Annotated in this window: 23 protein-coding genes; 21 read left to right on the top strand and 2 right to left on the bottom strand. The window is 72.3% G+C overall.

Annotated elements, in window-relative coordinates:
• Positions 1-140: 140 nt before the first annotated feature.
• The 11 genes from D7D94_RS04805 (at position 141) to D7D94_RS04755 (ending at position 8,835) form a co-directional block, all read left to right on the top strand.
• Positions 141-1,052, top strand: coding sequence for a hypothetical protein (locus D7D94_RS04805; RefSeq protein WP_156241549.1), 912 nt, complete (start codon positions 141-143; stop codon positions 1,050-1,052).
• A complete protein-coding gene (locus tag D7D94_RS04800; protein WP_156241548.1) occupies positions 1,049-2,242 on the top strand; it encodes an acylneuraminate cytidylyltransferase in 1,194 nt (397 codons plus the stop codon). The genes D7D94_RS04805 and D7D94_RS04800 overlap by 4 nt, the downstream gene beginning before the upstream one ends.
• Positions 2,239-3,111, top strand: coding sequence for an N-acetylneuraminate synthase family protein (locus D7D94_RS04795; protein ID WP_156241547.1), 873 nt, complete (start codon positions 2,239-2,241; stop codon positions 3,109-3,111). The genes D7D94_RS04800 and D7D94_RS04795 overlap by 4 nt, the downstream gene beginning before the upstream one ends.
• Complete coding sequence (locus D7D94_RS04790; RefSeq protein WP_156241546.1) at positions 3,108-4,358, top strand: DUF6716 putative glycosyltransferase; 1,251 nt, start codon at positions 3,108-3,110, stop codon at positions 4,356-4,358. Before D7D94_RS04795 ends, D7D94_RS04790 begins: the two co-directional genes overlap by 4 nt.
• Positions 4,359-4,420: 62 nt before the next feature.
• A complete protein-coding gene (locus D7D94_RS04785) occupies positions 4,421-5,566 on the top strand; it encodes a TadA family conjugal transfer-associated ATPase (RefSeq protein ID WP_425486981.1) in 1,146 nt (381 codons plus the stop codon).
• The gene (locus tag D7D94_RS04780; protein ID WP_343032145.1) at positions 5,557-6,417 is read left to right on the top strand and encodes a type II secretion system F family protein; all 861 of its coding nucleotides are present in this window, start codon (positions 5,557-5,559) and stop codon (positions 6,415-6,417) included. Before D7D94_RS04785 ends, D7D94_RS04780 begins: the two co-directional genes overlap by 10 nt.
• Positions 6,414-7,358 (top strand): type II secretion system F family protein, encoded by a 945-nt coding sequence (locus tag D7D94_RS04775; protein ID WP_156241545.1) that lies wholly within the window; start codon positions 6,414-6,416, stop codon positions 7,356-7,358. The genes D7D94_RS04780 and D7D94_RS04775 overlap by 4 nt, the downstream gene beginning before the upstream one ends.
• Before the next feature lie 21 nt (positions 7,359-7,379).
• Positions 7,380-7,595, top strand: a complete 216-nt coding sequence (locus tag D7D94_RS04770; protein WP_156241544.1) for a hypothetical protein — start codon at positions 7,380-7,382, stop codon at positions 7,593-7,595.
• Between the two features lies 1 nt (position 7,596).
• Positions 7,597-7,980 (top strand): TadE/TadG family type IV pilus assembly protein, encoded by a 384-nt coding sequence (locus D7D94_RS04765; protein ID WP_156241543.1) that lies wholly within the window; start codon positions 7,597-7,599, stop codon positions 7,978-7,980.
• Positions 7,955-8,425, top strand: coding sequence for a TadE family protein (locus D7D94_RS04760; RefSeq protein ID WP_156241542.1), 471 nt, complete (start codon positions 7,955-7,957; stop codon positions 8,423-8,425). The genes D7D94_RS04765 and D7D94_RS04760 overlap by 26 nt, the downstream gene beginning before the upstream one ends.
• The gene (locus D7D94_RS04755) at positions 8,422-8,835 is read left to right on the top strand and encodes a pilus assembly protein TadG-related protein (RefSeq protein WP_156241541.1); all 414 of its coding nucleotides are present in this window, start codon (positions 8,422-8,424) and stop codon (positions 8,833-8,835) included. The genes D7D94_RS04760 and D7D94_RS04755 overlap by 4 nt, the downstream gene beginning before the upstream one ends.
• A 30-nt stretch (positions 8,836-8,865) precedes the next feature.
• Here the strand turns inward: D7D94_RS04755 and D7D94_RS04750 are convergent, their stop codons facing one another.
• A complete protein-coding gene (locus tag D7D94_RS04750; RefSeq protein WP_156243322.1) occupies positions 8,866-10,155 on the bottom strand; it encodes an MFS transporter in 1,290 nt (429 codons plus the stop codon).
• 40 nt (positions 10,156-10,195) lie between these two features.
• Between D7D94_RS04750 and prfB the strand changes: the two genes are divergently transcribed.
• The 4 genes from prfB to serA all read left to right on the top strand — a co-directional run bounded on the left by prfB (position 10,196) and on the right by serA (position 13,927).
• A complete protein-coding gene (gene prfB, locus D7D94_RS04745; RefSeq protein ID WP_156241540.1) occupies positions 10,196-11,305 on the top strand; it encodes a peptide chain release factor 2 in 1,110 nt (369 codons plus the stop codon).
• A gap of 26 nt (positions 11,306-11,331) precedes the next feature.
• Positions 11,332-11,847 carry a DNA polymerase III subunit gamma/tau gene (locus D7D94_RS04740; RefSeq protein ID WP_156241539.1) on the top strand — a complete coding sequence of 172 codons (516 nt, stop codon included), beginning with the start codon at positions 11,332-11,334 and terminating at the stop codon, positions 11,845-11,847.
• Positions 11,844-12,188 carry a hypothetical protein gene (locus tag D7D94_RS04735; RefSeq protein WP_156241538.1) on the top strand — a complete coding sequence of 115 codons (345 nt, stop codon included), beginning with the start codon at positions 11,844-11,846 and terminating at the stop codon, positions 12,186-12,188. Before D7D94_RS04740 ends, D7D94_RS04735 begins: the two co-directional genes overlap by 4 nt.
• A 146-nt stretch (positions 12,189-12,334) precedes the next feature.
• Complete coding sequence (serA, locus tag D7D94_RS04730) at positions 12,335-13,927, top strand: phosphoglycerate dehydrogenase (protein WP_156241537.1); 1,593 nt, start codon at positions 12,335-12,337, stop codon at positions 13,925-13,927.
• 290 nt (positions 13,928-14,217) lie between these two features.
• On the opposite strand, the gene D7D94_RS04725 is transcribed toward serA, so the two are convergent.
• Positions 14,218-14,784: a TetR/AcrR family transcriptional regulator gene (locus D7D94_RS04725; RefSeq protein WP_156241536.1), complete on the bottom strand. Its 567-nt coding sequence runs from the start codon at positions 14,782-14,784 to the stop codon at positions 14,218-14,220.
• Positions 14,785-14,861: 77 nt separating this feature from the next.
• Between D7D94_RS04725 and D7D94_RS04720 the strand changes: the two genes are divergently transcribed.
• Genes D7D94_RS04720 through gltX form a run of 6 tightly spaced genes read left to right on the top strand, consistent with a single transcriptional unit; the run spans position 14,862 to position 22,188 of the window.
• Positions 14,862-16,388 (top strand): MFS transporter, encoded by a 1,527-nt coding sequence (locus D7D94_RS04720; protein WP_156241535.1) that lies wholly within the window; start codon positions 14,862-14,864, stop codon positions 16,386-16,388.
• Positions 16,389-16,427: 39 nt separating this feature from the next.
• Positions 16,428-17,480 carry a 3-isopropylmalate dehydrogenase gene (locus D7D94_RS04715; RefSeq protein ID WP_156241534.1) on the top strand — a complete coding sequence of 351 codons (1,053 nt, stop codon included), beginning with the start codon at positions 16,428-16,430 and terminating at the stop codon, positions 17,478-17,480.
• Between the two features lie 37 nt (positions 17,481-17,517).
• Entirely contained in the window at positions 17,518-18,606 is a 1,089-nt protein-coding gene (locus D7D94_RS04710; protein ID WP_156241533.1) for a branched-chain amino acid aminotransferase, read from the top strand.
• Positions 18,607-18,643: 37 nt separating this feature from the next.
• Positions 18,644-19,408, top strand: a complete 765-nt coding sequence (locus D7D94_RS04705; protein ID WP_156241532.1) for a fumarylacetoacetate hydrolase family protein — start codon at positions 18,644-18,646, stop codon at positions 19,406-19,408.
• A gap of 1 nt (position 19,409) precedes the next feature.
• Positions 19,410-20,657 (top strand): MFS transporter, encoded by a 1,248-nt coding sequence (locus tag D7D94_RS04700; RefSeq protein ID WP_156241531.1) that lies wholly within the window; start codon positions 19,410-19,412, stop codon positions 20,655-20,657.
• A gap of 22 nt (positions 20,658-20,679) precedes the next feature.
• Positions 20,680-22,188, top strand: coding sequence for a glutamate--tRNA ligase (gltX, locus tag D7D94_RS04695; protein WP_156241530.1), 1,509 nt, complete (start codon positions 20,680-20,682; stop codon positions 22,186-22,188).
• Positions 22,189-22,285: the final 97 nt, after the last annotated feature.

Raw genomic sequence — 22,285 nt, 5'->3', positions numbered from 1 at the left:
GCATTGCGCAATCGCGGCGCGCGGGGTAGCGCCTCCGGACGCACCCATCGTTCACCGGTCGGACGCGCGCCCGCCGCCTGCCGACCGGCTCGCGTTCATTCGTCGCGCAGAACGTGGACGCACGAGCGACAGGAGATGAGATGGGTCGCGACGACGTCCTCGCATGGGTGGAGTCCCCGCTGCAGCTGCTGGGCGCGGCGGAATGGGCGGCCGCGCACGGGACGGCGGTTCCCGTCGCGTGCCGGCTCACCGACCAGATCCCCGAGACGGCGACGGAGCTGCGCCGGCGGGATGCCCTGCTCGGTGCCATGGCGCCGTACCTCGGCATTCCATGGCGCCTCCTCGCGCAGCACGGTCACTGGCTGGTGGGCGACGGGTTCTCCGGCCAGTTCCGCCTGGCGGCCGCGGTCCTCCGTCCGTCTCGCATCACCTTCCTCGACGATGGAGCCCACGTGCTGCCGTTCGCCGACACGATGCTCGGGCGACGCCCGTACGCGCGGCCGCACGTGGAGGAGCGCGGCCTGACCCGGGCGACCGCGCCGGCGGCCCTCGAGATCGTGCTGCGGCGTGCCCTGCAGGGGCGGGTCTCGTTCTTCACGGCGTTCGACCTCGCCGAGCGCGCGACGATGCTTCACGGCTGGGGCGTCGAGATGCGGCGTCATGACTTCGGATGGACGCGGTCGACCGCGCGCGCCGGTGCAGCCCTCGGGCCGCGGGTCGTTCTCGGAAGCGCGCGCCCCGTCGACGGGCGGATGCCGACGCTGGACTACCTGCGCTGGGTGCGGGCGACCACGATCGATGGACCCGTCGTGTACCTGCCGCACCGCCGGGAGACCCCCGAGCAGCTGCGCGCGGTCTCGGAGGTCGGCATGGTGGAGGTCAGGCCGACGCACCTCCCCGTCGAGCTCGTACTCGCCGGTGCGCCCGACCTCCGCGACATCTTCACGCTCCCCTCCAGCACGCTGACGACGCTTCCCCTCGTCCTCGCCGGCTCGAGGGCGCGCCTGCGCACCGAGCCGCCGCGGCAGCGCGCGGTGGGGAGCGTGCGGTGAGCGAGGTCGTCGCGATCATCCCCGCGCGCGGCGGATCCAAGGGCGTCCTCCGCAAGAACCTGCGGCGCGTGGGCGGGGTGCCCCTCGTCGCCCGGGCCATCGACGCCGCCCAGCGGTGCCCGTCGGTCGATCGCGTGGTGGTGAGCACCGACGACGACGAGATCGCGGGCGTGGCCAGGGAATGGGGAGCGGAGACCATCCGGCGCCCCGACGAGATCGCGGGTGACACCGCGTCGTCGGAGAGTGCGCTCCGGCACGCCCTCGATGAGCTCGGCGCGGACGGCGTCGACGTCGGCGTCGTCGTGTTCCTGCAGGCGACCTCGCCGTTCATCCCCGTCGCGCCGCTCGAGGCCGCGATCGACCGGGTGCGCGGAGGCCGAAGCGACGTGGTCTTCTCCGCGGTGGAGACGTACGCGTTCCTCTGGGCGACGGATGGCGACGGTGCGGCGATCGCGGTCGCCCACGACGCCGCGCACCGTCCCCGCCGCCAGGACCGCGCACCGCACTACCGGGAGACCGGTGCCTTCTACGTGCTCGACGCCGCGGGCTTCCGCACCGCCGGGCACCGCTTCTTCGGCCGCACCGAGGTGGCCGCGGTGCCGGAGCGCACCGCGATCGAGATCGACACCGAGACCGAGCTGGAAGCCGCGCGCGCCCTCGCGCCGCTCGTCGACCTCCCCGTCGCGGTCGACGTCGATGCGGTGGTGACCGACTTCGACGGCGTGCACACCGACGACACCGTGATCGTCTCGCAGTCCGGCGCCGAGGCCGTGACGGTGAGCCGGTCCGACGGCATGGGCGTCGCGCTGCTGCGCGACGCGGGCATCCCGGTGCTCATCCTGTCGACCGAGACGAACCCCGTCGTCGCCGCCCGCGCCCGGAAGCTCCGGGTGGACGTCATCCAGGGGCGGCGTCGCAAGGCCGCGGCGCTGCGCGAGTGGGCGGAAGCCGCCGGAGTGCCGCTTTCGCGCGTCGCCTACCTCGGCAACGACGTCAACGACCTCGCGTGCCTCGAGATCGTCGGATGGCCGGTGGCCGTCCCTGACGCGCATCCCCTCGTCCTCGCCGCGGCCCGCGTCGTGGTGGACCGTCCGGGCGGCGCCGGCGCCGTCCGCGATCTCGCCGACCGCGTGCTCCGCGCACGCGCCCTTCGGCCATCCCCCCGAGCACTCGAGAAGGAGCGAACATGACCGTCAGCATCGGGCAGCGTGTGATCGGCGGAGGCCGACCCGCCTACGTCATCGCCGAGATCGGCCTCAACCACAACGGCGACGTCGAGCTCGCCAAGCGCCTCATCGACGTCGCCGCCGACGCGGGCGCCCAGGCCGTGAAGTTCCAGAAGCGCACCCCCGAGCTCGCGACGCCCGCGCACATGCGCGACGTCCCGCGGGAGACGCCGTGGGGCACGATGACGTACCTCGACTACCGCCGACGGGTGGAGTTCGACCGCGAGCAGTACATCGAGGTCTCCGATCACGCCGTGCTGCGCGGACTGCAGTGGTTCGCCTCCCCGTGGGATGAGCCGAGCGTGGCGTTCCTCGAGGACCTCGGCGTCGCCGCCCACAAGGTCGCATCGGCGTGCCTGACCGACCACGGGCTGCTCCGCGCACTCCGCGACACGGGCAAGACGGTCATCCTCTCCACCGGCATGTCGACGACCGAGCAGATCGACGCCGCGATCGAGGTGCTCGGCACCGACCGGCTGCTCCTCATGCACGCGACCTCGACGTACCCGATGGAGCCGGAGGAGGCGAACCTCCGCATGATCCCCTCGCTTCGCGACCGGTACCCCGGCGTGCCCGTGGGCTACTCGGGGCACGAGCGCGGCCTGCAGGTGTCGCTGGCGGCCGTCGCCCTCGGAGCGGTGGCCGTCGAGCGCCACGTCACCCTCGATCGCACGATGTGGGGCTCGGACCACGCCGCATCCCTCGAGCCGGCGGGCCTGCAGCATCTTGTCCGGGACATCCGCGTCATCGAGGCGGCCCTCGGGGACGGGGTCAAGCGCGTATACGAGGGCGAGCTCGCGCCGATGGCGAAGCTGCGTCGCGTCACGACGTGACGCGGGACCGTCGCCCGCGCCTCCTCGCCGTCGCCGACTCCGACTCCTACGTGAAGTGGGCAGCGGCGACGCTCGGATCAGCCGGGGACGGATGGCGCCCGGAGCTCGTCGTGCTGGAGACGCCGCTCGTCGCCAGCCCCGCTCAGCAGCGAGCGGCGCTTTGCGGCAGCGGTGTGCCGGAGGAGGCGGTCACCCGGAGGAACCTCTCGGGCCTGCTCGAGCGCCTGCGGGCCGATCCGCCCGCGGCCGTCCTCCTCGCCGCGCGCGGCCCCGTGGTCCGGGTGCTCGCCCGCGAGGTCGCGGAGCTGCACCCGCGGCCGGTGATCGTCTCGGGACTGCCCGGCATCGCCATCCCCGCCACCCGCAAGGCGCTCGTCTACCGCGCGCAGTGCGACCTGCTCGTGCTGCACTCGCACCGGGAGCGGCGGGAGTTCGCCGCTCTCGCCGCGGAGCACGGCGACGCGGTGACGCAGCGCTTCGCGCTGGCGACGCTGCCGTTTCTGCAGGGGGGTGGCGACGAGCGCGCAGGACACGGGGGCACCGATCTCGTCTTCGCCGCGCAGGCCGTCGTCCCACGCGAGCGCGGTGACCGTGAGCGGGTCGCGCGTCTCCTCGTGCGGGCCGCCGAGGCCCATCCCGAGCGCCGGGTCGTCGTGAAGCTGCGCGCCACCGCGGGGGAACGGCAGACGCACGACGAGACCGACGCGTACCCCGACCTGCTCGCCGCCCTCGGGGTGCTGCCGCCGAACGTCGTGCTCTCGACCGCGCCGATGGCGGAGGCCCTCGACGAGGCCGAGGGGCTGCTGACGGTGAGCTCGACCGCCGCGATCGAGGCGGTCGCGCGAGAGATCCCGGTGCTCGCCCTCGACACCTTCGGGGTGTCGGCGGAGATGATCAATCTCGTCTTCGCGGGCAGCGGGCTCCTCGGCGACGAGGACGATGTGGTCGCGCGCCGGTTCCGCCATGCCGAACCGCGCTGGCGGATCGACAACTACCTGCACTCGGCGGGCGATGACGACTGGCGCGAGCAGCTCGCTGAGCTCGTCGGCCTGCGGCGGGCGGGGGTGCTTCCGCCCCGAGCTTCCTGGTCTCGGCGAGGCGGGATGCTGCGCGATGCGTGGGAGCGGAAGCAGGTGCTCGGCCCGCTCGACCGCTCGCCCTCGGGTGTGCTCGCGGGTGTGGTGGGCGTGCCGCTGCGCGGGGTGGTGCGCACGGTGCAGCGGATGGCCCGCGCCCGCGCCGCCTAGCCGCTGGCGGCGCCTGTGGATAAGTTCCGGGGCTGTTTCGCCGGTTGAGTGAGGATGGCCGGGTGACCCCCGTCATGAGCGTCGTCGCCGAGCGAGTCCGGGACCGGCTGAGAGCCGACCAGACCGATCCCTCGCGGGTGCCCGACGCCGTGCGCCGGATCGCGCAGGCGGAGGTGCGTCGGCACAACGACTTCGCCCTGGCACGCGGACTGGCACCGGTCGACGACGAGCAGGCGGCCGTGCGCGAGGTGCTCGCGGCGGTCACCGGATACGGCCCGCTGCAGGAGCATCTCGACGACCCGTCCGTGGAGGAGCTCTGGATCAACGCACCGGACAAGATCTTCGTCGCGCGAGACGGGGTCTCCGAGCGCCTCCCGCTGGCGCTCACCGATTCCGCCGTGCGCGACCTCGTGGAGCGGATGCTCCATGCGACGGGCCGGCGCATCGACCTGTCGCAGCCGTTCGTCGACGCGGCGCTCCCCGACGGCTCGCGTCTGCATGTGGTCCTGGGCGGCATCGCGCGGCGTCACTGGGCCGTGAACATCCGCAAGTTCCTGCCGCACGTGCGGAGCCTGGAGCAGCTGGAGGAGATCGGATCGCTGGCGCCGGAGGCCGCCGCGCTGCTCCGTGACGCGATGCGACACGGGCGCAGCGTGCTGGTGTCCGGCGCCACGCATGCGGGCAAGACCACGCTCCTCGGCGCGCTCATCGCGGCCTGCCCGCCCTCGCACCGGATCGTGACGGTCGAGGAGACGTTCGAGCTGGGCGTGGATGCGCCCGATCTCGTCGCGCTCCAGGGGCGCCAGCCGAGCCTGGAGGGCACGGGCGAGATCACGCTCCGCCGCCTGGTGAAGGAGGCGCTGCGGATGCGCCCCGACCGCATCGTCGTGGGCGAGGTGCGCGACGCCGAGGCGCTGGACCTCCTCCTCGCGCTCAACACCGGCATCCCGGGAGCAGCCACGATCCACGCCAACTCCGCCTTCGATGCGCTGGGGAAGCTCGCCGCGCTGCCGCTCCTGGCGGGACGGAACATCGGGCGCGAGTTCGTGGTGCCCGCGATCGCCGCGAGCGTGGATCTCGTCGTGCACTGCCAGCGCGCGGAGGACGGACGCCGCCGAGTGCAGGAGATCATCGCTCCGACGGGGCGCGTGGACGATGGCGTGCCGGAGACGCGCACGCTCTTCCGGACGGGGGAGCGATGGCGGTGACCCTCCTCCTCGGCGCCGCGCTCGCCGCCGGGGTGCTCCTCGCGCTGGCGCCGTGGCTCTGGCCGGTGCGCGAGCGCGTCGTCCGCACACGACCGACCGCGCTGTCCGCGCTGCTGGAATCGGCGGGACTCGCGCACATCCCCTCGCGCGTCCTCGGTGCGCTCTGCGCGGCGGCGGCGCTCGCCGCGGCCGCGGCGGTCTGGCTCGCCACCTCGGTGGTCGTCCTCGCGCTGCTGGCGGCCGGTGCGGGCGCCGCCGCGCCCCTGCTGTGGCTGCGTTCGCGTGCGGTGCGTCTCGTGCGGAGCAGACGGACGCTCTGGCCCGATGTCTGCGACCTCCTCATCGCCTCCGTCCGGGCCGGCATGTCGCTGCCCGACGCCATCTCGTCCCTCGCCTGGTCGGCGCCGGCGCCCCTCCGGGGGGCCTTCGCCGCATTCGAGCGCGATATGGCGGCCTCCGGCCACTTCGACTCCAGCGCCGACCGCCTGAAGACCGCGCTCGCCGACCCGATGGCGGATCGCATCGTGGAGACGCTGCGCATGGCGCGCCAGGTCGGCGGAACCGAGCTGACCCCGGTGCTGCGTGCGCTCTCGGCGTCCGTGCGCGCGGACGCCGCGCTGCGCGCAGAGGTCGAGTCCCGCCAGTCCTGGACGCGCGGCGCGGCCATCCTCGGCGCCGGTGCGCCGTGGGTGATCGTCGCGCTTCTCGCGATGCGGCCGGAGGGGGCGGCGGCGTATGCGAGCCCGGAGGGGAACGCGCTCCTCCTCGCCGGCGCGGTCGTCTCGCTCGTGGCCTTCCGCGTGATGCTGCGGATCGGCCGCCTGCCGGAGCCGCGGAGGTGGTTCGCGTGATCTGGGCCACGGACGCTGCCCTCGCGCTGCTGCTGGGCGGCGCGCTCGGAACCGGTGTGTGGGCCCTCTTCATGCTCACCCCGCGATGGAGCGCGCCGAGCCTCGCGCGTCGTATCGCGCCGTATCTGCGCGACATCACCGGTCCGGCCGGGACCACAGCCTGGACGGGCGTGGCCGATCCCGGCGCCGCGATCGCGGGCGGATTCCGCGCGCTGTGGGCGGCGGCTCAGCGGCGTCTCGCCGCCGTGCTCGGCGGGAACGAGGGCATCGCGCGCCGCCTCGCACAGGCCGGGCGCCCGGTCGACGTCGGAGCCTTCCGCGGGCAGCAGCTGGCGGCGACCCTCGTCGGCCTCGTCGCCGGCGGTCTCGCCGTCATCGTCGTCGCGCTGGGTGGGTCGCTCTCGGCCCCCTCGTTCGCGCTCCCGCTGGTGTGCGCTGCAGCGGGCGCCATCGGGGCCGATCTCCTCCTCACCGCGCGAGCGCGATCCCGGATGGCGCGGGTCGCCGAGGAGCTGCCGACGGTCCTCGAGTTCCTCGCCCTGTGCCTTGCGGCCGGAGAGGGGATCTTCGACAGCATCGGCCGGGTCGCGGCTCTCGGCTCGGGGGAGCTCACCGCCGAGCTGCGCTCGGTCGTCCTCGACGTGCGGACGGGATCCACGCTGCCGGACGCGCTGGTGGCCATGGCGCGGAGACTCCCGGTGCCTGCGCTCGGGCGCGCGGTCGAGCACGTCGTCGCCGCCATCGAGCGCGGCTCCCCGCTCGCCCAGACCCTGCAGGCGCAGGCGGCCGACGCGCGCGAGGAGGCAAAGCGCGGGCTCATCGAGCAGGCGGGGCGCAAGGAGATCCTCATGCTCCTCCCTCTCGTCTTCGGGTTGTTGCCCCTCAGCGTTCTGTTCGCCGTCTTCCCCGGCATCGTCATGCTCCGCCTCGGCTTCGGCTGAGCGACCCAGAAAGGAACCGCCATGAGCACCACGGCACTGCACGACCTCCTCGTCCGCACCCGCACCGCCTGGGGCGACGTCATCCGCGACGTCGCCGATGATGAACGCGGCGACGTCCCGGGATGGGTCCTGATCACGTTAATGTCCGCCGGTTTGGTCGTCCTGATCTGGGCGCTCGCCGGCCCAGCACTGACGGGCCTGTTCGAGCGCGCGATCAGCAGCGTCAACGGGATCTGAGATGCCGACGCCGGGCCTGCGCGACGACGAACGCGGCTCCGGCACGGCCGAGTTCGTCCTCGTCGCGGCGCTCCTCACCGCGCTCACCCTCGCCGTCGTGCAGCTGGGGCTCGCAGTCCACGTCCGCAACGTGCTGCACGACGCAGCAGTCGAGGGCGCGTACCACGCCGCCCTCGCGGATGTGGGGCCCGCCGGCGGCGCGGAGCGCACGCGGACGCTCATCGAGCGATCCGTCGGCCCCGAGTACGCGCGCGATGTCGTCGTCTCGCGCGAGGGCGACGCGCTCGTCGTCAGGGTGCGGTCCGCGACGCCGGTCATCGGGTTCGTCGGCCTGCCCGGCACGCTGGAGGTGAGCGCTCGTGCCCCGGTCGAAGGCCTGGAGTGAGGCGATTCGGGGCCTGCGTGACGAGAGCGGGTCGGCCGCCCTCGAGTTCCTCGTCGCCGGTCTCGTGCTGCTGGTGCCGCTGGCCTACCTCGTCGTCGCGCTGAGTGCCGTCCAGGAGGGATCCCTCGGCGTGGAGGCCGCGGCTCGGCACGCGGCTCACGCCGTCGCGCGGACGGGCGCCGATCAGCAGGCGGCGGAAGCGCTGCCGCGGGTGATCGACGCGGTCGCGGCCGAGTACGGCCTGGACGGCGACGCGCTGGAGGTCTCCCTCTCGTGCGTCCCCGCCGGCGAGTGCCCGCGAGCCGGGGCATCGGTGATCGTCACCGTCGGGGCGACGGTGCCTCTCCCGCTCGTCCCGCCGGTGCTGGGCCTCGACCGTCTCACGAGCGTGCCCGTGGAGGCGGCTTCGGTGCAGAAGGTGTCGCGCTTCTGGAGTGCGCCGTGACGCTCCTGCGCGATGAGCGGGGGAGCGTCCTGCCGCTCACGATCGCCTACGCGGTGCTCGCCATCGCGCTCATCGTCGTGTCCGCCAGCGCCACGTCCCTCCACCTCGCGCAGAAGCGCCTCGACGCCGTCGCCGACGCCGCCGCGTTGGCCGGGGCGGATGGCTTCACGCTCGTCGTCGACGGAGAGGCCGCGCGCGCGGTGCTCGACGATGCGTCGGTGCGCGCTCAGGCGGAGGCGGTCGTGGCGGCGATGCCGGGCGATCCGGTGCTCGTCTCGGCGGGGACGCCCGATGGCCTGTCGGCACGGGTCACCGTGTCGATCACCTGGCGGGCGCCCTTCGTCAGCGCCTTCGTGCTATCCGGTGTCCCGCTGCAGGCGACCGCCACCAGCCGCACCGCGCTCAACTGACTGGCCCCGACGGGCAGCAGGCCGGCTGCGTCAGCGCCGGGGCGCGTAGCGCGGCACGTAGCGGAGGAAGGCGCCCGCGCCGGCGAGTGCGACGACGCCGACGAGGCCGCAGGCCACGGGCAGGGACGCGGCGGCGGTGATGCCCGAGACGAGCAGCGGCGTGAGCGCGGCGCCGCCGTCCGTCAGCGTCCGCCAGGCGCCCAGGAACGGCGCGGGGTCCTTCGGTGGGGCGACGTCGGCGGCGAGGGTCATGAGGATGCCCGACGACAGGCCGTTGCCGACGCCGATGACGACCGCCAGGGCGCCGAACCACAGCGCGGTGTGGTCGACGTCGTGCGTGAACGCGAGCCCGCCGAAGCCGGCGCCCATGAGGAGGAGCGCGGGGATGACCGCCCAGAGCCGGCCGTGCCGGTCCATGATCTGCCCGCTCGCGTAGAAGAGAGAGAACTCCGCCGCTCCGGCGACGCCGACGACGAGCGCGATGGTCTGCGAGTCGAGTCCGATCGAGACGCCCCACAGCGGGAGCACGGCCTGCCGGGCCGAGCGCACGGCGGCGAGCGACGCGGCGGTCGTGCCGAGCCGCGCGAGCAGCGCACGGTGGCGGTGCATGGTCCGGAAGACGCCGATGCGCTCGGTCACCGGCGCCGACACGGGTTCGCCGGTGTCCTCCTCCGCGACGGGGTCCGCCGCCTCCTCGGCGACGCGAGGCTCGGCCATCCGGTCGGCGATGCGGGCCTTCTCCTCGGGGTCCGGTCCGAAGGCGACGAGAGCGGCGACGCCGACGAGGCACGCGGCGAAGAACCACACCGATGCGTGCTCATCGCCGAAGAGCGCGAGCAGGCCCGCCGCCACGAAGGGGCCGGTGAAGCCGCCGAGTCGGAAGGAGCCACCGACGAGCGCCAGTGCGCGCGCTCGGTGCGTGTACGGCACGCGGGTGGTCATGAACGTGTGCCGCGCCACCGCGAACGACGCCGCGAAGAAGCCCTCCAGCAGCACCGACAAACCGAGGACGGCGATGTTCGTGGCCACGAGCATCCCTGCGATGCCGATCAGCGAGGCGAGAGCGGCGATGATCATCGTCCGGCGTTCCCCGAGACGCGACACCAGCCATCCGGCCGGGATGTTGCCGGCCAGCTGCCCGATGACGATCGCCGCGGAGATGAGGGCGGCCGCGGGCAGGCTCGCGCCGAGGTCCGTGGCGAGGGCGGGAAGGAGCGGGAGGATGGCGCCCTGCCCCAGCGAGTACAGCGCCGTCGGCCCGTAGACCATGAATCCGTAGCGGCGAATCGGATCGAACGAGGCGGTCTGCGAGGAGGACATCGGCTCCCACGGTATCCCGAGCAGGCTAGGCTGAAGCGTCATGCTTGAGTTCGATCCTTCCGCCGAGATCCAGGCGCTGCGCACCACGTTCGCGAACATCCGAGAGGTGGTCGACGTCGACGGTGTCCGCGCCGACATCGCGCGTCTCGAGCAGGAGGCCTCCGAGCCCGGCCTGTGGGATGACACCGCGAATGCGCAGCGCGTCACCAGTGCTCTGAGCCACCGCCAGTCGGAGCTCGCGCGCATCCAGGCCGTCGAGCGTCGCCTCGACGACCTCGAGGTGCTCGTCGAGCTCGCCAACGAGATGGGCGACGAGGACTCGGTCGCGGAGGCCCGCAAGGAGATCACGGATCTCGAGCGCGTCATCGGCGACCTCGAGGTGAAGACGCTGCTGGACGGCGAGTACGACGAGCGCTCCGCCGTGGTCACCATCCGCTCGGGCGCCGGCGGCGACGACGCGACCGACTTCGCCGAGATGCTCATGCGCATGTACCTGCGCTGGGCCGAGCGCAACAAGTACCCCGTGAAGGTCATGGACACCTCCTACGCGGAGGGCGCCGGCATCAAGTCGGCGACGTTCGAGATCGACGCGCCCTACGCCTACGGCGTGCTCTCGGTGGAGGCCGGCACGCACCGCCTCGCGCGCATCAGCCCGTTCGGCTCGGCCGACAAGCGCCAGACGAGCTTCGCCGCCGTCGAGGTCATCCCGCTCATGGAGGAGGCGCAGGAGGTCGAGATCCCGGAGAACGACATCCGCGTCGACGTCTTCCGCTCGTCCGGCCCCGGCGGGCAGTCCGTCAACACGACCGACTCCGCCGTCCGCCTCACGCACCTCCCAACCGGCATCGTCGTGTCGATGCAGAACGAGAAGTCGCAGATCCAGAACCGCGCCGCGGCCATGCGGGTGCTGCAGACCCGCCTGCTCCTGCTGCAGCGGGAGGAGGAGGCGGCGAAGAAGAAGGAGCTCGCGGGCAACATCACCGCGAGCTGGGGCGACCAGATCCGCTCGTACTTCCTCTACGGCCAGCAGCTCGTGAAGGACCTGCGCACCGGTTTCGAGGTCGGTAACCCCGCCTCCGTCTTCGACGGCGACATCGACGGCCTCATCAACGCCGGCATCCGCTGGCGCAAGCGCAAGATCGAGGACTGAGCCGGCTGAGCTTGTACCCTGGCGATATGGCCTCCCGCGAAGACGACGCCCTCAGCTGGGACGGTGACGACGACCCGACGCTCGACCCGAGCGGCGACGCCACGACGCCCGACGAGCAGGCGGATGGCGACGGCTCGACCCTGCCGAAGGGCTGGCGGGCGGTCGGTCGCGGACACGAGCGCGTGCGCTCGGCGGACGACGAAGCGCATGGCGTCGGTGCGGACACCGCTGCGCCCCCGCTCGGCAGCGTCGCGCTCGTCACGCTCGGCGTCATGGGCGGCGTGCTGCTGCTGTGGACGGTCGGCTGGTACCTCGGCGCCACGCGCCTGCGCGAGCGCATCGAGCAGAGCACGGACGCCGTCGCCGACTTCATGTTCCAGGGCAGCATGGTGCTGGCGATCGCCGCGCCGCTGCTGTGGTTCCTCGTGACCTGGCTCGGCACCCGCCGGGTCGCGCAGTGGAAGCGGTTCGCGTGGCTCGCCGCGGGGATCGTGCTGCTCGTGCCGTGGCCGTTCGTGATGGTGGGGGTGGTGGGGCAGTGACCTCGAGCGTGCCGAGGCGCCGGACTCCCGGGTGGGTCGTCGCCGTCATCGCCGGCCTCTTCGCCCTGCTCTACGCCTACGCCGTGTGGAGCGCCGTCACCTACCTCGTGACGCTCGTGCAGGCCACCTCCGCGCAGGACATCTCGCTGTCGGCGATCGCGTGGGTCGTGCTGATCCTCGCCGTGCTGGTGCCGATCGCCGCCTTCGCGGTCGCCTTCGGGCTCGGCCGCACGCGCGGCGCGCTCTGGCTGTCGGTGTCGCTGCTGGCGGGGCTCGCGCTCACCGCGGTGTTCTGGCTCGACATGCAGGCCTTCACGGCCAACCCCTCCAACCTCTTCTGAGGCGCCGCGTCGGAGTCGTCGCGTGACGCCGCGGCACGGCGGCCCTCCGCCGCTCCGCTAGAGTGGTCGCCGTCGCGCCCCCACGGCGTGTGGCGCGTCTTCCCGCTCCCGCGCGCCCGCGCACAAACGCATCGAAGGATCCATCCGTGCCGAAGCCCGTCGTGCTCATCGCCGAAGAACTCTCTCCCGCAACGATCGAGGCGCTCGGCCCCGACTTCGATGTGCGTCATGTGGACGGCACCGACCGCCCGGCGCTCTTCGACGCGCTCTCCGCGGCCGACGCCATCCTCATTCGCTCGGCCACGAAGGTCGATGAGGAGGCCCTCCGCCACGCGCCGAACCTGAAGGTCGTGGCCCGCGCCGGCGTCGGCCTCGACAACGTCGACATCAAGGCCGCCACCACCGCGGGCGTCATGGTCGTCAACGCCCCGACGTCGAACATCATCTCGGCGGCGGAGCTCACCTGCGGTCACATCCTCAGCCTCGCTCGCCACATCCCCGCCGCGCGCGCCTCGCTGGGTGCGGGCGAGTGGAAGCGCAGCAAGTACACGGGTCTCGAGCTCTTCGAGAAGACCCTCGGCGTCGTCGGCCTCGGCCGCATCGGCGCGCTCGTCGCCGCCCGCATGCAGGGCTTCGGGATGCGCGTGGTCGCCTTCGACCCGTACGTCACGAGCGCGCGTGCGCAGCAGCTGGGCGTGGAGCTCCTCAGCCTCGACGAGCTCGTCGCGCAGGCCGACTTCCTCACGATCCACATGCCGAAGACGCCGGAGACCACCGGCATGATCGGCGCCGAGCAGCTCAAGGCGATGAAGCCGACCTCGTACGTCATCAACGTCGCACGCGGCGGGCTCATCGACGAGGACGCGCTCTACGACGCGCTCGTCGCGGGGGAGATCGCCGGCGCCGGCCTCGACGTCTTCACGAGCGAGCCGCCCGCCGACACCACGCTCACGGCGCTGCCGAACGTGGTCGTCACGCCGCACCTCGGCGCCTCGACCGCCGAGGCGCAGGAGAAGGCCGGCGTCTCCGTCGCCCGGTCCGTGAAGCTCGCGCTCGAGGGCGACCTCGTGCCCGACGCGGTGAACGTCGCCGGCGGCGTCATCGACCCGTTCGTGCGCCCGGGCATCGCGCTCGTCGAGAAGCTCGGGCAGGTCTTCAGCGGCCTCGCGACCTCCGCGGTCACGAGCCTCGACATCGAGGTGCGCGGCGAGCTCGCCGACTACGACGTGAGCGTCTACCGCCTCGCGGCGCTCAAGGGCATCCTGTCGAACGTCGTGAGCGAGAACGTCTCGTACGTCAACGCGCCGCTGTTCGCCGAGCAGCGCGGCATCGAGACGCGCCTCATCGTCGAGAAGGACAGCCCGGAATACCGCAACCTCACGACGCTCCGCGGCGCCCTCTCCGACGGCACCGTGCTCACGGTCGCCGGCACGCTCGCCGGCACCCGCATGATCCAGAAGATCGTCGGCATCAACGGGCACGAGATCGAGGTGCCGATCGACCAGCACCACATCGTCATGCTCTACACCGACCGCCCGGGCATCGTCGCCGTCTACGGCCAGAAGTTCGGCGAGGCCGGCATCAACATCGCCGGCATGCAGATCGCGCGCCGCGAGGCCGGCGGTCAGGCGCTGTCGGTGCTCACGGTCGACTCCCGCGTGCCCGAGGAGCTGCTCGCCGAGGTGGGCGCCGCCATCGAGGCGTCGGTCATCCGGCAGATCGAGGTCGTCGAGGCCTGATCCTCCTCGCGACGAAGCCCTCGCCTCGGCGAGGGCTTCGTCGCGTTCGGGCTGGTTGCTTCGGCGGTGCCGTTCGCGCGTTACGGGCAGGATGGCGGGAGTTGCGCACCACGGAATCCGGCGTCTGCCGGTTCGGCCGTGCCGTTGTCGCGCTTTCAGTCGCGAATCTGCGAGTTCCGCACCACCGAGCGCGGCGCGCGCGAATTCGGTGGTGCCGTTCTCGCGCTTTGAGCCCGGATGCCGCGAGTTCCGCACCACCGACCCCGCAAGCGCGCGGATCCGCCCGCGCGTCACTCGCGCGTCGCGCCCTCCACGAGCTGGATCAGCGCCTCGAGGGCGGCACCTGTAGGCACCGGCCCCGGCACGTCGTTCAGCGATGCCGTGTTGATGTAGAGCCCGTCGCTGACGAGCAGCACGAGGTCGAGGGCGGCCTCGTCGCGCACGTGCGGGCGGATGGCCTCGGCCCACATCGTGCGCAGCTCCGTCAACGCTGTGCGGGCGGGCACGTTGCCGCCGTGCGCGAGCCGGCTGACGGCGAGGATCGCCCGGTCGAACGGGCTGCCGACGTGCCCCGACGTCGCGAGGAAGTAGTGCACGGGCCCCTCGGGCGCCGCGGCCATGGTCTCGAGGTCGGCGGCGGCGAGACCCTGCATGCGCTCCAACAGGCCGACGTCGAGCGCGTCCCGTGTGCGGAAGTGGTAGAGCAGCCCGCCCTTCGAGACGCCCGCGCGGCGGGCGACGTTCTCGAGGGTCGCGGCCCGCTCGCCGTCCTCCCGCAGCACGTCCTCGAAGGCGTCGAGGACCTTGTCGCGCGCCCGCGGGGGGCGGCTCACCTCGTCCCCCCAGCCCAGGGCCATCCGCCCGGTGTATGCCCAGCCATGGCTATTACTGTACCATCTGGACGGTATAGAAATCGGATGGCGGGACGGACGAGATGACCACGGGGACGATCGAGACCTCATCGACGCAGCGAGCAGGATGGCGCGCCTGGGCCGCGCTGGCGGTGCTCATGCTCCCGGTGCTGCTGGTGTCGATTGACAACACCATCCTGAACTTCGCGCTGCCGGCGATCGCGCAGGACCTCGAGCCCACGAGCGCCGAGCAGCTGTGGATCATCGACGCCTACTCGCTCGTGCTCGCGGGGCTCCTCGTGACGATGGGCTCCTTCGGCGACCGATTCGGACGGCGCCGGCTGCTCCTCACCGGCGCGGTCGGATTCACGATCGTCTCGGTGCTCGCCGTGTTCGCGCCCACCGCGGGCTGGCTCATCGCGGCACGTGCGGCCATGGGCCTGTTCGGCGCGACCCTGATGCCCTCGACGATGTCGCTGCTGCGCTCGATCTTCCCCGAGCGCAACCAGCGGCGCATCGCGGTCGCCGTATGGGCGGGGATGTTCTCGGCCGGCGGCGCGCTCGGCCCCATCGTCGGCGGGTTCCTCATGGAGCACTTCCCGTGGCAGAGCGTCTTCCTCCTCGCGGTCCCGATGCTCGTCCTCATGCTCGTGCTGGCCCCGATCTTCGTGACCGAGAGCCGCGATCCGCACCCCGGCGCGATCGACGGCTGGAGCATCCTCCTGTCGATGCTCGCGCTCGGCCCCGTCGCCTACGGGATCAAGGAGGTCGCCGTCCACGGCGTCGCCGGCGGGCTGCCGGTGGTCGTCGGCGCGATCTTCGGATGGCTGTTCGTGCGTCGTCAGCTGCGGATGGCCCATCCCATGCTCGACATGTCGCTCTTCCGTCGCGCGGGGTTCAGCGGGTCACTCGGCGTGAACCTCCTCAGCGTCATCGCGATCGTGGGCTTCCTGTACTTCGTCTCGCAGCACCTGCAGATGATCGTCGGGCTGAGCCCGATGGTCGCGGGCCTCGCGCTGCTGCCCGGGGCGCTCACCTCCATCGCCGGCGGGTTCATCGTGACCCCCATCGCGCGCCGCGTGCGGGCGTCGATCGTCATCCCGTGCGCTCTCGTGCTCTCGGTGGCGGCCTATCTCATCGTCGCCTTCGTCGGCGCGCACGATGTCGGCATGCTCGTCCTCGGCTTCGCACTGCTCGGCGCCGGTGTCGGTGCGGCCGAGACCGTGTCGGGGGAGCTCATCCTCGCGAACGCCCCCGCCGCGAAGGCGGGGGCCGCCAGCGCAGTCTCCGAGACCGCCTACGAGCTCGGCGCGGTGCTGGGCACGTCGGTGCTCGGCGGCATCCTCACGTGGTGGTACCGGACGCACCTCGTCGTTCCGGACGGCGTGCCCGCCGAGCTCGCGGGCCACGCGGAGGAGACGCTCGCGGGTGCGATGAACGCGGCGGATGCGCTCGGCGGTCCGACCGGGCAGGCGCTCCGCGACGCCGCGGCCGCCGCATTCGACGGGGGAGTGACCGCGACGTCCCTCATCGGCGCGGGCCTCGTCGTGATCGCGATGGTCGTCGCGGCGATTACCCTGGGAGGACGCCGGGAGAGCGCGACGCACTGATGTCGGGCCTCGGCGCGAATCGAGATCCGAAGGAGAGCAATGTCGCGCGTCGTGAAACTGGCCGTCATCCCGGGTGACGGCATCGGGCCCGAGGTCGTCGCGGAGGCCGAGAAGGTGCTCGACGCCGTCACCGCGGACAGCGATGTGACCTTCGACAAGACGCGCTTCTCCCTCGGCGCCGGCCGCTTCCTCGAGACCGGCGACACCCTCACCAACGAGGATCTCGCGGCTATCGCCGAGCACGACGCCATCCTCCTCGGCGCGGTCGGCGGCAAGCCGGGGGACCCGCGCCTGAAGGACGCGAACATCGAACGCGGCCTGCTGCTGAAGCTGCGCTTCGCCCTCGACCACTACGTGAACCTGCGTCCGTCGCGCTTGTACCCCGGTCAGTCCGGCCCGCTCGCCGAGCCCGGAGACGTCGACTTCGTCGTCGTCCGCGAGGGCACCGAGGGCCCCTACGTCGGGAACGGCGGGGCCATCCGCCGAGGCACGCCGCAGGAGATCGCGAACGAGGTCAGCGTCAACACGGCGTACGGTGTCGAGCGCGTCGTCCGCTACGCGTTCGACCTGGCCGAGCGCCGTCGCGGCAGGTTGACCCTCGTGCACAAGACCAACGTGCTCGTGAACGCGGGCTCGCTGTGGCAGCGCATCGTCGACGCCGTCGCGCAGGAGCATCCGGAGGTGGCCGTAGACTATCTGCACGTCGACGCCGCGACGATCTTCCTGGTCACGAACCCGGGTCGCTTCGACGTCATCGTCACCGACAACCTCTTCGGCGACATTCTCACAGACCTGGCCGGCGCCGTCACCGGTGGCATCGGACTCGCAGCCTCGGGCAACATCAACCCCGACGGCGACTTCCCCTCGATGTTCGAGCCCGTCCACGGCTCCGCTCCCGACATCGCGGGCACCCAGCAGGCCGACCCCACCGCGGCGATCGGATCCGTCGCCCTCCTGCTCGACCACCTCGGTCTGCAGGACGAGGCCGCTCGCGTATCGCGCGCGATCGAGGACGACATCGCCTCCCGCACCGGGTCGGGTCGCACCACCGCCGAGATCGGCGACGCGATCACCGCCCGACTGCAGGCCTGAACCCGACCGACGCCTCCGGCGCAGACAGGAAACACTCATGACCGACGCTCCGCTTCCGCCCCTCGACTTCGCCGTCACCAAGAACCTCGCCGCCGTCTCGCCCGCTCAGCGGGCCGAGATGCTCGAGGATCCCGGCTTCGGCACGATCTTCACCGATCACATGGTCGACATCTGCTGGTCGGAGAAGGGCGGATGGCACCGCCCGCGTGTGCAGCCCTACGGCCCGATCAGCCTGTCGCCGGCCGCGGCCGTGCTGCACTACGCGCAGGAGGTCTTCGAAGGGCTCAAGGCGTACCGCCACGCCGACGGCGGGATCTACACGTTCCGCCCGGAGGAGAACGGCAAGCGCCTGCAGCGCAGCGCGCGTCGTCTCGCGATGCCCGAGCTGCCGGTCGAGCACTTCCTGCAGTCGCTCGAGGAGCTCATCGCCGTCGATGGCGCGTGGGTGCCCGAGAAGGAGGGGCAGACCCTCTACCTGCGCCCGTTCATGTTCGCCAAGGAGGCCTTCCTCGGCGTGCGACCCGCGCACAAGTACGCGTACTACCTCATCGCGAGCCCGGCCGGCTCGTACTTCACCGGCGGCGTGAAGCCGGTGTCGATCTGGCTGAGCGAGAACTACGCCCGCGCCGCGAAGGGCGGCACGGGAGCGGCGAAGACGGGCGGCAACTACGCGTCGAGCCTGCTGCCGCAGTCGGAGGCGTACGAGAAGGGCTGCGACCAGGTCGTCTTCCTCGACTCCGACGGCAACGTCGAGGAGCTCGGCGGCATGAACATCGTCTTCGTCAAGAAGGACGGCACGCTCGTGACGCCCGCCTCCGAGAGCATCCTCGACGGCATCACGCGCAACTCGCTGCTGGAGCTCGCGGCCGACCGCGGTCACCGGGTCGAGCGGCGCGGTGTCTCGCTGGCGGAGTGGCGCGAGGGCGTCGCCTCCGGTGACATCGTCGAGGTGTTCGCGTGCGGCACGGCCGCTGTGGTGACGCCCATCGGCACGCTGAAGGGCGAGGGCTTCGAAGACGCCCAGCCGCTGGGCGAGCTCGCGCTCTCGCTGCGCGAGGAGCTCACCGACATCCAGTACGGCCGTCGTGAGGACACGAAGGGCTGGCTGCGCCGGCTCGACGCCTGATCGCGAGCTCGGACCCGTCGGCGGATAGGCTGGCCGCGTGAAGATCGCCCGGTTCAGCCACAACCAAGCCATCACGTACGGCATCCTCGACGGGTCCGAGCTGGTCGTCCTCGCGGGCGATCCGCTCTTCGCGGGATTCGAGACGACGGGCGCGCGCGTGCCCGTCTCGGAGGTCACGCTGCTCGCCCCGGTCATCCCGCGCTCGAAGGTCGTCGCGGTCGGCCGCAACTACCGCGACCACGCGGCGGAGCTCGGCAACGACGTGCCCGACGAGCCGCTCCTCTTCCTCAAGCCGAACACGTCGGTGATCGGCCCCGGCGACGCCATCGTGCGCCCGGCGCTCAGCTCCGACACGCAGTTCGAGGGCGAGCTGGCCATCGTGATCGGCCGCATCGCGAAGAACGTCGCCGTCGAAGACGCGCTGAGCGTCGTCTTCGGCTATACGATCGCCAACGACGTCACCGCTCGAGACCTGCAGCGCACGGATGGCCAGTGGTCGCGCGCGAAGGGCTTCGACACGTTCTGCCCGCTCGGCCCGGCGATCGAGACCGAGTTCGACCTCGCGAACGGCTCGCTCGTCACGCGCCTCAACGGCGAGGTGAAGCAGGAGGCGCCGCTCAGCGACATGATCTTCGACGTGCCGACGATCATCGCGCACGTGTCGGAGGCGTTCACGCTGCTGCCGGGCGACGTCATCCTCACCGGGACACCCGCCGGTGTCGGTCCCTTCGAGGCCGGTGACGCGATCGAGGTCGAGATCCCCGGCCTCGGCATCCTCCGCAACACCGCGCGCGACGCCTGACGTGTCCGCCCCCGCGCTCGAGCGCGCGCAGGTCCAGCATCGGACCGTGCGCGTGCTCGCGCTGGGCCAGGTGCTGGGCGGCGTGGCTTTCGGCGCCACGGTGTCGCTCGGCGCACTGCTGGCTGCGGACATCTCCGGCGAGGAGTCGCTGTCAGGATTCGCGACCGCGTCGGTCACCCTCGGGGCCGCGCTCTGCGCCATCCCCCTCGCCCGTCTCGCGGCTGCGCGCGGGCGACGCGTCGCGCTCACCCTCGGCAACCTCTTCGCGCTCGTCGGCATCGCGATCGTCATCACCGCCGCCGCGATGCGGGTGTTCCCGCTGCTGCTGGTGGGGGTCGTCCTCATCGGTGCAGGGAACGCCGGCAACCTGCAGTCGCGGTTCGCGGCGACCGATCTCGCCGAGAGCGCGCATCGGGGTCGCGACCTCGGCGTCGTGGTCTGGGCGACGACGGTCGGCGGCGTCCTCGGTCCGCTGCTGCTGACCCCCGGCGAGGCGCTCGGCCGTGTCGTCGGCATGCCGCCCCTCACCGGCGCCTACCTCTTCTCGATCGTCGCGCAGACCGCGGCGCTCGCGCTGTACCTCATCGCCCTGCGGCCCGACCCGCTGCTCCTCGCGCAGCGCCTCGCGCGCGACGACGCTCGCGTCGCCCTGCCCGGCGCCGACGTCGATCGCCCCGTCGCGGCCCGCTACGCGATGCTCGCCGTCGCGGCGTCGCACGTCGTCATGGCGTCGGTGATGGCGATGACCCCGGTCCACCTCCAGCACCTCGCGCACGCGGGGCACGCCGGGCACGGCGGGGCGACCGAGGCGGTGACCCTGCTCGTCGGCATCACCATCGCCCTGCACGTGCTGGGCATGTACGGCCTGTCGCCGGTCTTCGGATGGCTCGCCGACCGCTGGGGTCGGGTGCGTGTCGTGCTCCTCGGCCAGGCGGTCCTCGCGACCTCGCTGCTGATCGCCAGCACGTGGCCGGGCGAGCGGATGGCGGTGGTCGCGGCGCTCTTCCTCCTCGGCCTGGGGTGGAGCGCGTCGACCGTCTCCGGCGCCGCCCTGCTGACCGAGAGCACGCCGCTCGCGCCGCGGCCGCGGCGCCAGGGGATGAGCGACACGCTGATGACGGCGTCCGCCGCGGTCGGCGCGGTGCTGGCGGGGCTCGTGCTCGGGCAGTGGGGGTACGGCGTCCTCGCGCTCACCGGCCTCGCGCTCGTCGCGCTCACGACGCTGCTGTCGCCCCTCGGTCGTCGCTGACGCGCCGCCTAGAATGGACGGGATGTCTGCTCCCGATCCCCGCACCACGACCGCCACCGGCGCTGACGTGCGCGTGCGCTTCTGCCCGTCGCCCACCGGCCTGCCCCACGTCGGCCTCGTCCGCACCGCCCTGTTCAACTGGGCCTACGCCCGCCACCACGGCGGCAAGCTCGTCTTCCGCATCGAGGACACCGACGCCGCCCGCGACAGCGAGGAGAGCTACCGGCAGCTCCTCGACGCGCTGCGCTGGCTCCGGATCGACTGGGACGAGGGCGTCGAGGTCGGCGGCCCGCACGCTCCCTACCGGCAGTCGCTGCGCCACGACATCTACCGCGAGGTGCTCGACAAGCTGCTCGCCGCGGGGCTCGTGTACGAGAGCTTCTCGACCGCCGAGGAGATCGACGCCCGCAACGAGGCCGCCGGACGCGCGAAGCAGCTCGGCTACGACAACTTCGACCGCGACCTCACCGACGAGCAGAAGGCGGCCTTCCGCGCCGAGGGCCGTCAGCCCGCGCTCCGCCTGCGGGTGCCGGACGAGGACCTCACCTACGTCGACCTCATCCGCGGCGAGGTGACGTTCCCGGCCGGCTCCTTCCCGGACTTCGTCATCGTGCGACCCAACGGCATCCCGCTGTACACGTTCGTGAACCCCGTCGACGACGCGCTCATGGGCATCACCCACGTGCTCCGCGGCGAGGACCTCATGCCGTCGACCGCGCGCCAGCTCTCGCTCTACCGTGCGCTCATCGACGCCGACGTCACCACCTTCATCCCGCGCTTCGGCCACATGCCGCTGGTGCTCGGCGACGGCACGAAGAAGCTGTCGAAGCGCGACCCTCGCGCCGACCTCTTCCTGCAGCGCGAGAAGGGCATGATCCCCGAGGGACTGCTGAACTACCTCGCGCTTCTCGGATGGTCGATCGGCCCCGACCGCGACGTGTTCTCACTCGAGGAGTTCGTCGCCGCCTTCGACATCGAGGCCGTGAACCCGAACCCGGCCCGCTTCGACCAGAAGAAGGCCGAGTCGATCAACGGCGACCACATCCGCATGCTCGCGCCCGAGGACTTCGCCGAGCGGATCGTGCCGTACCTCGCCGAGGCCGGCCTCGTCGACGAGATCCCGACGGATGGCCAGCGTGCGCTGCTCACGCAGGCCGCGCCGCTCATCCAGGAGCGTCTGCCGCTGCTCGGCGACGCACCGGGCCTCCTGGGCTTCCTGTTCTCGAACGAGATCGAGTACGCCGAGGACGCGCTCTCCGGGCTTCCCGCCAACGCGGCGGAGGTGCTCACGGCATGCCTCGCGGCCCTCGAGGAGGTGCCGGAGGACGCGTTCGCGGCCGCGGCCATCCAGGGCGCGCTGAGCGCGAAGCTGGTGGACGAGCTGGGCCTCAAGCCTCGCGTCGCCTACGGCCCGCCGCGTGTGGCCATCACCGGCCGTCGCGTCTCGCCGCCGCTGTTCGAGTCGATGGAGCTGCTCGGCAAGCCCGAGTCGCTGCGCCGCCTCACCGCGCTGGTGGAGAAGCTCGGCTGACCCGCGACATCGCACCTTCGCTCCGAGACCGCCTGCGCTGCACGCGATCTCGGAGCGGGGGAGCGGTGCGCGAGCGTCGGCGCAGTCTCGAAGCGAC

Source organism: Microbacterium oryzae, from assembly GCF_009735645.1.
GTDB classification, from domain to species: Bacteria; Actinomycetota; Actinomycetes; order Actinomycetales; family Microbacteriaceae; genus Microbacterium; species Microbacterium oryzae.
The sequence above is the reverse complement of the archived record's forward strand: the minus strand, read 5'-3'. Positions and strand labels throughout refer to the sequence as shown.

Bases quoted from the DNA above. Each gene is read 5' to 3' on its own strand.
- D7D94_RS04805 (WP_156241549.1), top strand. From the start codon at position 141: ATGGGTCGCGACGACGTCCTCGCATGGGTGGAGTCCCCGCTGCAGCTG.
- D7D94_RS04795 (WP_156241547.1), top strand. From the start codon at position 2,239: ATGACCGTCAGCATCGGGCAGCGTGTGATCGGCGGAGGCCGACCCGCC.
- D7D94_RS04780 (WP_343032145.1), top strand. From the start codon at position 5,557: ATGGCGGTGACCCTCCTCCTCGGCGCCGCGCTCGCCGCCGGGGTGCTC.
- D7D94_RS04770 (WP_156241544.1), top strand. From the start codon at position 7,380: ATGAGCACCACGGCACTGCACGACCTCCTCGTCCGCACCCGCACCGCC.
- D7D94_RS04765 (WP_156241543.1), top strand. From the start codon at position 7,597: ATGCCGACGCCGGGCCTGCGCGACGACGAACGCGGCTCCGGCACGGCC.
- D7D94_RS04750 (WP_156243322.1), bottom strand. From the start codon at position 10,155: ATGTCCTCCTCGCAGACCGCCTCGTTCGATCCGATTCGCCGCTACGGA.
- prfB (WP_156241540.1), top strand. From the start codon at position 10,196: ATGCTTGAGTTCGATCCTTCCGCCGAGATCCAGGCGCTGCGCACCACG.
- D7D94_RS04740 (WP_156241539.1), top strand. From the start codon at position 11,332: ATGGCCTCCCGCGAAGACGACGCCCTCAGCTGGGACGGTGACGACGAC.
- D7D94_RS04725 (WP_156241536.1), bottom strand. From the start codon at position 14,784: ATGGCCCTGGGCTGGGGGGACGAGGTGAGCCGCCCCCCGCGGGCGCGC.
- D7D94_RS04720 (WP_156241535.1), top strand. From the start codon at position 14,862: ATGACCACGGGGACGATCGAGACCTCATCGACGCAGCGAGCAGGATGG.
- D7D94_RS04715 (WP_156241534.1), top strand. From the start codon at position 16,428: ATGTCGCGCGTCGTGAAACTGGCCGTCATCCCGGGTGACGGCATCGGG.
- D7D94_RS04710 (WP_156241533.1), top strand. From the start codon at position 17,518: ATGACCGACGCTCCGCTTCCGCCCCTCGACTTCGCCGTCACCAAGAAC.
- gltX (WP_156241530.1), top strand. From the start codon at position 20,680: ATGTCTGCTCCCGATCCCCGCACCACGACCGCCACCGGCGCTGACGTG.